This is a genomic window from Proteus terrae, assembly GCF_003144325.1.
GTDB lineage: Bacteria > Pseudomonadota > Gammaproteobacteria > Enterobacterales > Enterobacteriaceae > Proteus > Proteus terrae.
This window is the reverse complement of the sequence record NZ_PENS01000010.1, coordinates 158,415-171,137: the sequence shown is the minus strand read 5'-3', so window position 1 is coordinate 171,137 and position 12,723 is coordinate 158,415. Positions and strand designations below refer to the sequence as shown.

General features: G+C 39.1%; 12 protein-coding genes. 8 read left to right on the top strand and 4 right to left on the bottom strand.

Annotated features, from left to right (window positions below):
• The first annotated feature begins 9 nt into the window (after nt 1-9).
• From dcuC to sseA, 3 genes are all read left to right on the top strand, one after another.
• Nucleotides 10-1,377, top strand: coding sequence for a C4-dicarboxylate transporter DcuC (dcuC, locus tag DK857_RS11800; RefSeq protein WP_109393489.1), 1,368 nt, complete (start codon nt 10-12; stop codon nt 1,375-1,377).
• Nucleotides 1,378-1,664: 287 nt separating this feature from the next.
• Nucleotides 1,665-1,850 (top strand): hypothetical protein, encoded by a 186-nt coding sequence (locus tag DK857_RS11795; protein ID WP_109393488.1) that lies wholly within the window; start codon nt 1,665-1,667, stop codon nt 1,848-1,850.
• Between the two features lie 13 nt (nt 1,851-1,863).
• Entirely contained in the window at nt 1,864-2,706 is an 843-nt protein-coding gene (gene sseA / locus DK857_RS11790; RefSeq protein WP_109402260.1) for a 3-mercaptopyruvate sulfurtransferase, read from the top strand.
• Between the two features lie 76 nt (nt 2,707-2,782).
• On the opposite strand, the gene DK857_RS11785 is transcribed toward sseA, so the two are convergent.
• The 3 genes from DK857_RS11785 to rhlE form a co-directional block, all read right to left on the bottom strand.
• Nucleotides 2,783-3,031, bottom strand: coding sequence for a GlsB/YeaQ/YmgE family stress response membrane protein (locus tag DK857_RS11785; protein ID WP_088493367.1), 249 nt, complete (start codon nt 3,029-3,031; stop codon nt 2,783-2,785).
• Nucleotides 3,032-3,241: 210 nt separating this feature from the next.
• Nucleotides 3,242-4,174 carry a tRNA dihydrouridine(16) synthase DusC gene (dusC, locus tag DK857_RS11780; protein ID WP_109402259.1) on the bottom strand — a complete coding sequence of 311 codons (933 nt, stop codon included), beginning with the start codon at nt 4,172-4,174 and terminating at the stop codon, nt 3,242-3,244.
• Between the two features lie 9 nt (nt 4,175-4,183).
• Nucleotides 4,184-5,599 carry an ATP-dependent RNA helicase RhlE gene (gene rhlE, locus DK857_RS11775; protein WP_109402258.1) on the bottom strand — a complete coding sequence of 472 codons (1,416 nt, stop codon included), beginning with the start codon at nt 5,597-5,599 and terminating at the stop codon, nt 4,184-4,186.
• A 371-nt stretch (nt 5,600-5,970) separates the two neighbouring features.
• Here rhlE and cecR point away from each other — a divergent pair, with 371 nt between their 5' ends.
• The 5 genes from cecR to DK857_RS11750 are packed head-to-tail and all read left to right on the top strand — an operon-like array spanning nt 5,971 to nt 11,717.
• Nucleotides 5,971-6,669: a transcriptional regulator CecR gene (gene cecR / locus DK857_RS11770; RefSeq protein WP_109393484.1), complete on the top strand. Its 699-nt coding sequence runs from the start codon at nt 5,971-5,973 to the stop codon at nt 6,667-6,669.
• 11 nt (nt 6,670-6,680) lie between these two features.
• Nucleotides 6,681-7,667 carry a secretion protein HlyD gene (gene hlyD / locus DK857_RS11765; protein ID WP_109393483.1) on the top strand — a complete coding sequence of 329 codons (987 nt, stop codon included), beginning with the start codon at nt 6,681-6,683 and terminating at the stop codon, nt 7,665-7,667.
• A gap of 13 nt (nt 7,668-7,680) precedes the next feature.
• Entirely contained in the window at nt 7,681-9,450 is a 1,770-nt protein-coding gene (locus tag DK857_RS11760) for an ATP-binding cassette domain-containing protein (RefSeq protein WP_109402257.1), read from the top strand.
• Nucleotides 9,443-10,594 (top strand): ABC transporter permease, encoded by a 1,152-nt coding sequence (locus DK857_RS11755; protein ID WP_075672754.1) that lies wholly within the window; start codon nt 9,443-9,445, stop codon nt 10,592-10,594. Before DK857_RS11760 ends, DK857_RS11755 begins: the two co-directional genes overlap by 8 nt.
• A 13-nt stretch (nt 10,595-10,607) precedes the next feature.
• Nucleotides 10,608-11,717, top strand: a complete 1,110-nt coding sequence (locus DK857_RS11750; protein WP_109393481.1) for an ABC transporter permease — start codon at nt 10,608-10,610, stop codon at nt 11,715-11,717.
• Between the two features lie 109 nt (nt 11,718-11,826).
• On the opposite strand, the gene DK857_RS11745 is transcribed toward DK857_RS11750, so the two are convergent.
• A complete protein-coding gene (locus tag DK857_RS11745; protein WP_036938325.1) occupies nt 11,827-12,537 on the bottom strand; it encodes a Bax inhibitor-1/YccA family protein in 711 nt (236 codons plus the stop codon).
• Nucleotides 12,538-12,723 lie beyond the last annotated feature (186 nt).

The window sequence follows — 12,723 nt, the reverse complement described above, 5'->3', positions numbered from 1 at the left end:
GAATTCACTATGACAGGTTTAATCATTGCCGCGCTGGTAACAGCGTTGGTGGTTTATTTACTGGCGCGAGGTTATAAACCTCAGCCAGTATTATTACTCGGCGGATTATTGCTATTACTCTTAACAGCATCTCTCGACCTTAATCCGTTATTGCCAGAAAATAAATCCACCCAATTTAAATATTTTGATATTTTCCAAATCTTTACGGATATTATGAGTTCTCGCCTAGCGGGTCTTGGTTTAACATTAATGGCAATTGCGGGTTTCTCTCGTTATATGGAACACGTTGGCGCAAGTCGCGCTTTATTCGCTATTTTTGAAAGACCATTAAAAGCGATAAAATCGCCTTACTTATTATTAGTGATTTCATTTTTAGTCACCCAAATCTTGGTTATCTTTATTCCTAGCCATGCAGGTTTAGGTATGCTGTTAATGGTCACCATGTATCCGATATTAATTCGTTCTGGTATTAGCCCACTTTCCGCTTTAGCCGTAATTGGATGCTGCCAATTTATCGACCATGGCCCTGGCTCTGGTAACGTGATTATGGCGGCGAAAACAGCGGATATAGAACCTGCCGTCTACTTTGTTCAACACCAGTTACCGATCACAATTCCTATTATTATTGCCGTTGCGATCACTCATTTCTTTATTCAACGCTGGTGGGATAAACGTGAAGGATTTGTTTTTGACCCAACAACCATTGATGCTGTAAAGGAAGAAGGCAATAAAATTCCACTGTCTTATGCCTTATTACCTGTCATCCCTTTAATTCTCATTATCGGCTTCAGCCCTTTGTTACACCCGTATATTAAATTAGAAGTCACCACAGCGATGGTTATTAGTACCGTGATTGCACTTCTTTTTGAATATGTTCGCTTACGCGATGCAAAAGCAGTAATGAATAGCTTTATGTTGTTCTTTGAAGGAATGGGTAAGCAATTTGTCTTAGTGGTATCGTTAATTGTATCTGGTGAGTTCTTTGCTAATGGTTTACTAAAAAGTGGTGCCGTCGATACGTTAATTAGCTCAGCTCAAGACGCGGGTTTTGGTATTGCAGCCATGATCATTGTAATGAGCGCCATTCTTGCATTAGCGGCCTTTTTAATGGGCTCAGGTAATGCAGCATTCTTCTCATTTGCCGCCTTAACGCCCAAAATTGCCGCCTTCTTAAAAGTTGATGTCATTACCTTAATTTTACCAATGCAAATAATGACCAGCTTTGGCCGTACTGTTTCGCCAATTACCGCCGCGATTGTTGCCATTGCAGGTATTGCGAATGTCTCACCTTTCCAAATAGTTAAACGTACCGCCATTCCTATGGCTGTCGCGGCTATTGTGAACTTAGCAATGACATTCTGGTTTTTATATTCCTAATTAAGTTGCGTTACCCTTCCCCTTAAACTCATTTACTCCTGAGTTTAAGGGATTTTTTCTTATCATTGACTGTAACCTTTGATTGAAATAATTAACGTCAACATTAACTCTACTCAGGCTATTTATAAAAAATAAATAGCCTGTTTATTTATCTATCATCCCCCCTTTTTTTGCCTAAAAATAAGACGTTTTAGCCACTATCATTTGTTGATTAAACCGACTTAGTACTTGTTTCAACTTCATATCTCGATATACTTTTGCGCAACATTCATCTGCAAATGAACATTATGAAAAAAATAATTATTGTGATTATCGCGCTACTTGCTTTTGGTTCTATCGGTGGTGTTTTCCTTGCTGGCTTAAATATCTATACGCGCTCCACAACACCAATAGAAACAGAGCAGACTCAACCTGAAACACCACCTACACAGCAATTTCCAGCTATCCCTGACAGCTCACATTCTGCTAAATAAATGAGGTCGCACCGTGGAATACGATTACTTTGTTACTCCCCAATGGTTATTTGAACATCAAAATGATGCTGATCTTGTGATCCTTGATGTCAGCGCACCAATGCCAACTCAACAGATTGACTATCAAGCGCTTTACCTTGAGCGTCATATTCCACATGCCCATTTTTTTGATCTTGATGAAGTCGCAGATAAAACTACATCACTACCACATATGTTGCCTTCTGATACCCTATTTTCAGAAACATTGACACAATTAGGTATCTCTAATACCACAACCGTTATTATTTACGATCAAGGTAACTTATTTTCTGCACCAAGAGGTTGGTGGACATTAACAACACTAGGTTGTCGTAATGTGCGTATTCTTGCTGGTGGTTTACAAGCATGGATTGAGGCTAGGTTTGCAACAGAACAAGGTGAGGCAATAAAAGTACCAGCACAGTCTCCTTTTGTGGTTGAACGTCATGCACAACGCTATGCCAATAAACAACAACTTCTTGATAATTTAGAAACTAAGCAAAAACAGATGATCGATGCTCGCTCAGCTGATCGTTTTTATGGTAGAGCACCAGAGCCTCGTCCGGGCTTGCGCAGTGGACATATTCCTGGCAGTAAAAACGTTCCGTGGAATGAGTTAGTTATTAATGGGCAGTTAAAACAGAAAGCTGAGTTAAAGCTGATATTTGAACAAGCGGGCGTTGATTTATCACAGCCTATTATTGTTACTTGTGGCTCAGGTATGACTGCGGCAATTTTATTTTTAGCATTGACCGTATTGGGTTGCCAATCTATTGCGCTCTATGACGGCTCTTGGGCGCAATGGGGAGCTGAAAGTGCTCTTCCTTGTGAATGCTAATTTAATCCGTTTATGCTTAAAAAAGTAAACCCGCATTATGCGGGTTTATTATCAATATCTATTGGGTATGGAGGTATTAACTTGCGAAGATTTTTGCAAGATAGAGCACGACAATGGCGCCGATGATAGCAACAACAAAGCTACCAAAGTTAAATCCATCAACTTTACCTTTGCCAAAAAAGTTACTAATCGCACCACCAACAACCGCACCCACAATACCCAGAATACAAGTCCATATCAGACCAATATCATAAGAGCCTGGCATTAAGAATTTCGCCAAAATACCCGCGATCAAACCAAAGATAATCCAAGCAATAATTCCCATATTCCCCCCTAAAATAGTCTTGATATAAACAACATACCTAAAAAATGTCACTTATTGAGTGTAAGTCGAAAAAGTGATTATTTCCAATTATTAGAAATAAATTACATAATATTTAAGATAAATGGATGGTGGATGGATTATTTCTTAATGAATAAAAAAATAGCGCTGATTAATTAGCGCTATTTTTTATTGGTTAAGATTATTTTTAAACTACAGAGACTCTATTGCTACTGCTATTTCTGGCGACGTTTTTAATGTTCTAATTTGTCTAAATAACTCATTGGCTTCTGGATACTCTTTGCGTAAATAACTAAACCACTGCTTAATACGTGACGCATGATAAATAGTCGTATCACCACGCTTTTCTAATCGAACATAGCGCTTTAATAATTCAATCACCTCTTGCCAAGGCATTCTAGCTTCTATGCCTTTTACAACACGGCTTAAGTTAGGGGTATTCATTGCACCGCGGCCAATCATTATCGCATCGCAACCTGTTGTGGCTAAGCAGGCTAATGCATCTTCACGGTTCCAAATTTCGCCATTAGCAATTACAGGTATTGAAAGTCTTTGACGAATATCTCCAATGGCCTGCCAGTTAATTTTTTCGGCATTATAACCATCTTCTTTTGTTCTGCCATGTACAGTGATTTCTGTAGCACCACCTTGCACCACTGCATCTGCAATCTCATGGCTATACGCAGAAGAATCCCAGCCAAGTCTCACTTTAACAGATACAGGCAACTCTGAAGGCACTGCATCACGTATTGCTTTTGTTGCTTGATAAATCGTTTCTGGCTGTCTTAAAAGTGAAGCGCCACCACCACTACCATTGACTGTTTTTGAAGGGCAACCGCAGTTTAAATCAACCCCCCAAGAGCCTAAAGAAACGGCTCTAAAGGCATTTTCAGCCAACCATTGTGGGTGTTGTCCTAATAATTGCACCCGTACAAGCGTGCCACTTTTTGTGCGGCTTTCTGTCTGCAATTCAGGGCATAAACGGTAAAATGCTTTCGTTGGCAATAATGAATCTACAACTCGTACAAACTCTGTAATACAGAGATCGTAATCGTTAATCGAGGTGAGTAACTCTCTCACAAGGGGGTCTAAAACCCCCTCCATTGGCGCTAATAAAACTCGCACTTTTTAACCTCAAAACTCTTTTCTAGCTTTTGACCAAGGGCTTTGATTATCATTACCTTCATCACTTTTACGTGAACGACGAGGCCCTAATTTTCCGGTACGAGAACCATCTTTATTACGGTAGTTTTCTTTGCTTTTATTACGTCCAGACTCTTTGCCTTCACTATCGCCGTCTTTACGACTATTGTTGCGATTGTCTTTACCACGAATATCTGCACGACCACCACTTCTACGTGGTGCATTATTCTTTGGTTTTTTATGCAAAGGCGCTGCTTTAATTGAAGGATCAGGATCGTAACCTTCTAACGCTAAACGTGGAATTTCACGTTTTAATAAACGCTCAATATCAGCTAATAAACCATGTTCATCAACACAGACAAGTGAAATAGCCTTACCCGTTGCAGCAGCGCGGCCTGTTCTACCAATACGGTGAACATAATCTTCTGCGACTTGTGGTAATTCAAAATTGACAACATACGGCAGTTGGTCGATATCAAGACCACGAGCGGCAATATCTGTTGCAACTAATGCTTTTAATTTGCCATCTTTAAAATCAGCTAATGCGCGAGTTCTCGCACCTTGGCTTTTATTGCCATGAATAGCAGCTGATTTAATACCATCTGCATTTAAATGTTCAGCAAGTTTATTCGCACCATGTTTAGTACGGGTGAAAATCAGCACTTGAGACCAATTTTCTAAACCAATTAAATGTGATAACAGCTCGGTTTTACGCTTTTTATCAACTAAATGCACATGTTGATCAACAGATTCTGCGGCTGAGTTTCTTGGTGCAACGGAAATACTCACCGGATCATTTAATAGCGAATTGGCAAGACCAGTGATCTCTTTAGAGAATGTCGCTGAAAATAGTAAATTTTGACGTTTTTTCGGTAATTTACTAATTACACGGCGAATATCGTGGATAAAGCCCATATCTAACATACGGTCAGCTTCATCAAGCACTAAAACTTCAACGCGAGAAAGATCAACCGCATTTTGATGTTCAAGATCGAGTAAACGTCCCGGTGTTGCAATCAGTACACCAACACCACCGCGTAATTTCATCATTTGTGGATTAATACTTACTCCACCAAAAACAACTAGTGAACGAATTGGAATATAACGACTATACGCTTTTACGTTTTCAGCAATTTGAGCCGCTAGCTCACGCGTTGGTGTCAAAATCAGCGCTTTAACGGGTTGACGACCTTTTATTTTTTCTGCTGATTGAGACAGCTTTTCCAATATTGGTAATGTAAAAGCAGCTGTTTTACCTGTGCCCGTTTGTGCACTCGCTAATACGTCTTTACCCGCCAAAATCGGCTCAATCGCCTGTTGTTGAATAGGGGTTGGGGTTTTATACCCTTGTTCATCAATAGCGCGGAGAAGCGCCTCACTTAAACCAAGCGATGTAAAATCGGTCAAAACAGTAGTCTCCTACAACCAGAACGTATAACACGGTGATTGAAATTAAAATGACGGGCTTTCATACTGTCAATCTATAGGTAATATTACTCTATAGGTGCTATCATTTCTCGATATAGACAGTGGTGAAAGAGAATGAACCTTGTTAGGTTAACCTAATAACCCCTATTCTAACAGTTTTTGCTGTATTCAGAATACAAAAATAATTTTCAATAATAGATTGCTCTTTTTTTATTACACATCACCTTTATTCGATTATTATCACAAATTTTCCCTATTGTTCAATATCATCTAATATAATACGTCTTGTTATCGCTGTTTTTAATATCATTGGTTTTGTTACATTTTACTTAAGTAAGGTATCTTCTATTATGTCAGACACCCAACAGAAGACGACGCGCGGTGAACTAGCAAAACGACAATTATTGGAAGCGGCATGTGAGATCTTTGGTAAAAATGGGCCAGATGCCGCCACAACACGCCAAATTGCACAAGCTGCTCAACAAAACATTGCCGCTATCGCTTATTATTTTGGTTCTAAAGAAGGGTTATATCTCGCCGTTGCACAGCATATTGCTGATCTTATTCGCCTTGATTTTGAACCTACAGTTTCCATTCTTGACGAATTTCTTGAGCGGCCTAACCCAACAGAACATCTCCCATTACTGCAAACGCTTATTACAGATAGCTTTTTACAATATGCTCAACTGGTGCTTGATAAAGCCAATATTCATCTTAGTCGCATTATGGCAAGAGAACAGCTTGTTCCAACCGAAGCATATTCCTTGATCCACCAGCAAGCATTATCGCCTCTTTTAACGCGCGTAAACAAACTATTAGCTATCTATATTGGTTTAGATCCTTCACTACCTACAACGATGTTACATACTCACGCTATTTTGGGAGAAGTGTTATCATTTCGTTTAGTTAGGGAAACAATCCTAAGACAAACTGGATGGGATAGAATTGGTAAAAATGAGTATCAGATTATCTCCAATACTTTAAAAACTCATATTACTTTATTACTCAACGGATTAAGAGAGATTTACACTAACACCCATCACGTATAAATAGAGTTATTATGAAAACTAAAAAAGTCAGTTTCTTTATTATCTTAATGATTATTATCGGTATTGTTGCAGGTATCTATTATTACGAAGAAAACAAAGAGTCTGAATTAGTACTCTATGGCAATGTCGATATACGTACAGTCAACCTTAGTTTTCGTGTTGCTGGAAGATTAGATACATTACAAGTTGATGAAGGTGCGCCTGTTCAAAAAGGGCAATTATTAGGCAAGCTTGATGATGCGCCCTATCGCAATGCACTAAATAAAGCTTATGGTGAGCGTGATAGTGCAATTGCTTCACTCGCTTTAATGGAAGCGGGATATCGCACTGAGGAAATCGCGCAAGCTCAATCTGATGTGTCATTAAAGCAGGCCGCTTGGCAATACGCAGATAACTTTTATAAACGTCAACAAGATCTTGCTAACCGAAAAGTGATTTCAGCCAACGATTTAGATAGTGCAAGAAATAATCGTAATCAAGCAGCAGCTGCCTTAAAAGCAGCACAAGATAAGCTAAATCAATATCAAAACGGTTATCGAAAAGAAGACATTGATGCGGCAAAAGGACAAGTTATGCAAGCTAAAGCTGCCGTTGCTCAAGCTGAATTAAACCTCCAAGACACGCAATTAATCTCTCCATCACAAGGTACTGTTTTAACTCGAGCTGTAGAGCCCGGAACGATGTTATCCGCTGGAAGCCCTGTATTTACAGTATCATTAACTAATCCCGTTTGGGTCAGAGCTTATATCAGCGAAACTCACTTAAGCGAAGCCGTTCCTAATCGAGAAGTTTATCTATACACCGATGGGCGTAAAGATAAGCCTTATCACGGTACGATTGGATTTGTTTCACCAACAGCTGAATTTACCCCAAAAAGTGTTGAAACACCGGAGTTAAGAACCGATTTAGTTTATCGTCTCAGAGTGGTTGTAACGGATGCTGATGATGCATTGCGCCAAGGTATGCCTGTCACCTTAAAATTTGCCTCCTCTCATTAAGTGTGGGGGAAAAATGGAACACACTGATTACACTATCCAACTTCAAGGTGTTGAGAAATGCTTTACAGGGCTAGAAAGCCCTGCAGTTTCGTCATTAACAGCCACCATTACAGGTGGCTCTGTAACAGGTTTAGTTGGCCCAGATGGTGCAGGCAAAACAACCTTAATCCGTATGCTTGCAGGTTTATTAAAGCCTGATGCGGGTGATATTCATATTTTAGGAATGGATCCGCAAAAGCAGAGTGTTGATGTCAGAGCTATTCTTGGCTATATGCCACAAAAATTTGGTCTTTATGAAGATTTAACGGTATTAGAAAACCTCAATCTTTATGCTGACTTAAAAAATGTTGTCGGCGATGAGCGCAAAAAAGTTTATCACCAACTGCTCACCTTTACCGATCTCACTCGCTTTACATCTCGCCTAGCAGGCAATCTTTCAGGAGGGATGAAACAAAAACTGGGTCTTGCTTGTACTTTATTAGGTAGCCCTAAAGTTCTGCTTCTTGACGAGCCAGGCGTGGGAGTCGATCCCATTGCACGCCGTGAACTTTGGCAAATGGTACATGCTTTGGCCAGCGATGGTATGTTGATACTATGGAGCACCTCTTATCTTGATGAAGCTGAGCAATGTAAAAACATTCTCTTACTTAACAAAGGAGAACTACTTTACAGTGGCATTCCTCAAGATCTAACAGCAAAAATGGCAGGTCGCTCTTTTCTACTCAATGTTGAAGGTCATCAGCGTAGAAAAGTATTGCAACAAGCAATTATTCAACCTCAAGTTACTGATGGCGTTATTCAAGGACAATCCGTTCGTTTGATCTTAAAAAAACAGAGTAATCAAACTGAATTACTGAACGCTTTGGGTAAACCTGATGCGAAGCTTATTCCCGCTACACCACGCTTTGAGGATGCTTTTATAGATTTATTAGGAGGCGGCCCTTCTCATAAATCTGAATTAGCTGAAATTATGCCGCAGATCCCTCCTGCACCTAATGAAACGGTAATTGAAGCACAACAGTTAACCAAAATGTTTGGTCAATTTGCAGCGACCGATCATGTTGATTTCCAAGTTAAACGAGGTGAAATTTTCGGTTTGCTGGGCCCTAATGGTGCTGGTAAGTCGACAACCTTCAAAATGATGTGTGGTTTATTAGTCCCCACTAGTGGCAAAGCGCTTGTGTTAGGTATGGACTTAAAAGAGAGCTCAGGTAAAGCACGTCAACATTTAGGTTATATGGCACAAAAGTTCTCACTTTATGGCAATTTAAAAGTGGGACAAAACTTGAAATTCTTCTCTGGTGTCTATGGCTTACATGGCAAACAACAGCGCGATAAAATCAACGATATGATAACTGCCTTTGGCTTAGAGCCGATGGTAAATCAAATCACTGAAACCTTACCTTTAGGTTATAAACAGCGCCTTGCTCTTGCGTGCTCATTAATGCACGAACCTGATATTCTCTTTTTAGATGAGCCCACATCAGGCGTTGATCCACTAACGCGACGAGAATTTTGGCTACATATTAATGGCATGGTTGATAAAGGAGTGACCGTGATGGTTACCACTCACTTTATGGATGAAGCAGAATATTGTGATCGTATTGGTTTGGTTTATCGCGGAAAAATCATTGCGGCAGGCGAGCCTGATTCTCTCAAAAAAATGGTTGCTAGTAACGATAATCCAACCCCTTCAATGGAAGATGCTTTTATTGGATTAGTGCTGGATTATGATAAAAAACTTGAAAGTGAAAATGATAAAGGGAGCGAAAAACATGCGTAATTTAGCTCAATCCTCTCATGCACGCTTTTCTTGGCGACGTCTATATGCCTTGTGTTTAAAAGAAACAAAGCAAATAACTCGTGATCCCAGTAGTGCCTTAATTGCTATTGTTATCCCACTTACTTTGCTGTTTATCTTTGGTTATGGCATCAATTTAGACTCAAGCAAATTAAATATTGGTATTTTAACTAATCAACAAAGCCAACCAGCACAAGAGTTAGTTTATACCTTCACGAATTCACCGTATATCAATGCAACTATTAGCGATAATCGACAATTATTAATTGATAAAATGCAGGCAGGGCAAATTCGAGGCATTGTGGTTATTCCCGTTAATTTTGCCGAATTACTCGCTCGACAAGATACTAAAGCCCCTATTCAAGTGATCACCGATGGCAGCGAGCCCAATACCGCAAACTTTGTTCAAGCTTATACCAAAGGGGTTTGGCAAATTTGGTTGCAACAACAAGCTATCAGTAAAGGGATTGATACTACGCCATTAATTGAAATAGAGCCTCGTTATTGGTTTAACCCCGCAGCAATTAGCCAACACTATATTATTCCGGGTGCTGTCACTATTATTATTACCGTAGTGGGCGCTATTCTTACCTCGTTAGTGATTGCCCGCGAATGGGAAAGAGGCACTATGGAAGCCCTACTTTCCACCCAAATAACACGCACAGAACTCTTACTTTCAAAACTTATTCCTTACCAAGTGTTAGGCAGTTTTGTCATGGTGTTATGTATGGTAGTCACCGTGTTTGTGCTTGGCGTACCTTATCGAGGATCGTTGTGGATTTTAGGCGGGATCACCTCACTCTTTTTAGCTACCGCTTTAGGCATGGGATTGCTTATTTCCACGTTAACGCGTAATCAATTTAATGCCGCGATGATTTCGCTAAATGCCGCATTTTTACCCGCAATTATGTTATCAGGCTTTGTTTTTGAAATTGATAGTATGCCCATATTTATTCAAGTGGTGACCTATTTTATTCCTGCACGTTATTTTGTGAGTAGTTTGCAAACGCTATTTTTAGCTGGCGATATTCCGTTGATATTGATGCTAGATATGTGGTTATTAATTGTATCGGCGATATTTTTTATTGGATTAACGGCGTTAGCAACACGTCGTCGATTAGATTAAAGGGAGAGTTTTTATGTTTTATCGCCTTCTCACCCTGATAATGAAAGAGTTACAGTCATTATTACAAGAGCCTCAAACGCGTATTATTTTAATAATGCCGGTTATCTTTCAGATGATCTTATTTCCTTTTGCCGCGACATTAGATGTTACCAATGCCTCTATTGCCATTTTTGATGAGGACAATGGTAAACAATCTATTGAGTTAACCCAACGTATCGCCAAAGCGAGTGCATTCTCTCAAACTCTTTTGCTTAAAAATGAACATGAAATAAAAGAGACTATTGATAATCGTAAAGCGCTTTTATTAGTTCGTTTTCCGCAGAATTTTAGTGCTGACCTAGAAAGCCATGTTCCTGTTAAATTGCAAATAATCCTAGATGGTCGAAATTCTAATAGTGCGCAAATTGCCGCTAATTATGTGCAACAAATCGTACAAAATTATCAAACTGAATTAGCAGGTAATACACCTTCTTTACTGAATAAAACAGAACTTGTTGTTCGCAATTGGTATAACCCGAATTTAAATTACAAATGGTTTATTGTGCCTTCTTTAGTAGCATTGATTATTACCATTGGCGTGATGATAGTTACGTCACTTTCTGTTGCTAGAGAGCGTGAACAAGGTACATTAGATCAACTGTTAGTTTCGCCACTATCAACATGGCAAATTTTTGTCGGCAAAGCGGTTCCAGCAATGATTGTGGCTGCTGTTCAAGGCACCATCGTATTAATTATTGGGATATTCGGTTATCAAATTCCATTTTCAGGTTCATTAATCCTGTTTTACTTTACCATGCTTATTTATGGCTTATCGCTGGTGGGTTTTGGCTTATTAATATCCGCATTAAGTTCGACTCAACAGCAGGCCTTTATTGGTGTATTCGTGTTTATGATGCCAGCCGTTTTATTATCCGGATATATTTCCCCCGTAGAAAATATGCCCGTTTGGCTACAACATGCCACATGGATAAACCCAATTCGTCATTTCACTGATATTACAAAACAGATTTACCTTAAAAATGCCGATATCACCGTTATATGGCACAGTTTATGGCCTTTATTAGTGATTGCAGCCGGCACTGGTACTTTTGCGTATTATCTTTTCCAAAGAAAAATAGCTTAAAACGATAGCCATTAATTTATTAAATAAAAAAATCCCACAACTTATTAAGTTATGGGATTTATTGTTTATGCTGTTGTTAAACTACGTTTGCACGTAAATATCGTTAAAATTAACGACGGTCGCCTAAAATACGCAGTAACATTAAGAACAGGTTGATGAAATCTAAATAAAGCGTTAATGCACCCATAATGGAGTAACGGCGCATATTTTCTTTATCTTCTTGATTAATCTCATTACCCATGTCTTTTAATTTTTGTGTGTCGTAAGCAGTTAAGCCAGCGAAAATTAACACACCCGCGTAAGAGATAACCATGCTCATCATTGAGCTTTGCATAAAGATATTAACGATAGAAGCAATAATGATACCGATAAGCCCCATAAACAGGAAGCTACCCATACCCGTTAAGCTACGCTTAGTGGTGTAACCATAAACACTTAATGCACCGAACATTGCCGCACAAATAAAGAATGTACTCGCAACTGATGATGCAGTGTAAATAATTAATACACTAGAGATAGTTACCCCTGTTAATGCGGAATATAGCATAAATAATGAGGTTGCAACTGCACCACTCATTTTATGAACCATACCTGATAACACGAAAACTAACCCTAACTGAGCAATGATCAGACCAAAGAAGACGACCTTGCTAGAAAAAATCATTGATAATAATGCTTCGCTTGATGCAACGTAGAGTGCTACAAACGCAGTTAATAACAGACCAACAGTCATCCAACCATAAACCTGAGCCATAAAGGTTTGTAGGCCAGAACCTGTGCGCTGTACGATTGAATCATTAGAACGTGAAAATCGATCCATGATGATTACCCTTTAATCATAGTGATAACGTTAGGTTTAACGATAACGTTTATTTCAGTAAAGAGCCCATTATGAGCTCATTAGAATTTAATTTTATCACACTGATTTTACATTTCCATGAAATAAACTGTATGAAATGTCATCATAAAATAAATTGAGGTAAAGTTTTGTAGCATTAAATTGAGT

What these genes read in the sequence shown, in the direction of transcription:
- dcuC (WP_109393489.1), top strand. Translation starts at nt 10, where the DNA reads ATGACAGGTTTAATCATTGCCGCGCTGGTAACAGCGTTGGTGGTTTAT.
- DK857_RS11795 (WP_109393488.1), top strand. Translation starts at nt 1,665, where the DNA reads ATGAAAAAAATAATTATTGTGATTATCGCGCTACTTGCTTTTGGTTCT.
- DK857_RS11785 (WP_088493367.1), bottom strand. Translation starts at nt 3,031, where the DNA reads ATGGGAATTATTGCTTGGATTATCTTTGGTTTGATCGCGGGTATTTTG.
- cecR (WP_109393484.1), top strand. Translation starts at nt 5,971, where the DNA reads ATGTCAGACACCCAACAGAAGACGACGCGCGGTGAACTAGCAAAACGA.
- hlyD (WP_109393483.1), top strand. Translation starts at nt 6,681, where the DNA reads ATGAAAACTAAAAAAGTCAGTTTCTTTATTATCTTAATGATTATTATC.
- DK857_RS11760 (WP_109402257.1), top strand. Translation starts at nt 7,681, where the DNA reads ATGGAACACACTGATTACACTATCCAACTTCAAGGTGTTGAGAAATGC.
- DK857_RS11755 (WP_075672754.1), top strand. Translation starts at nt 9,443, where the DNA reads ATGCGTAATTTAGCTCAATCCTCTCATGCACGCTTTTCTTGGCGACGT.
- DK857_RS11750 (WP_109393481.1), top strand. Translation starts at nt 10,608, where the DNA reads ATGTTTTATCGCCTTCTCACCCTGATAATGAAAGAGTTACAGTCATTA.
- DK857_RS11745 (WP_036938325.1), bottom strand. Translation starts at nt 12,537, where the DNA reads ATGGATCGATTTTCACGTTCTAATGATTCAATCGTACAGCGCACAGGT.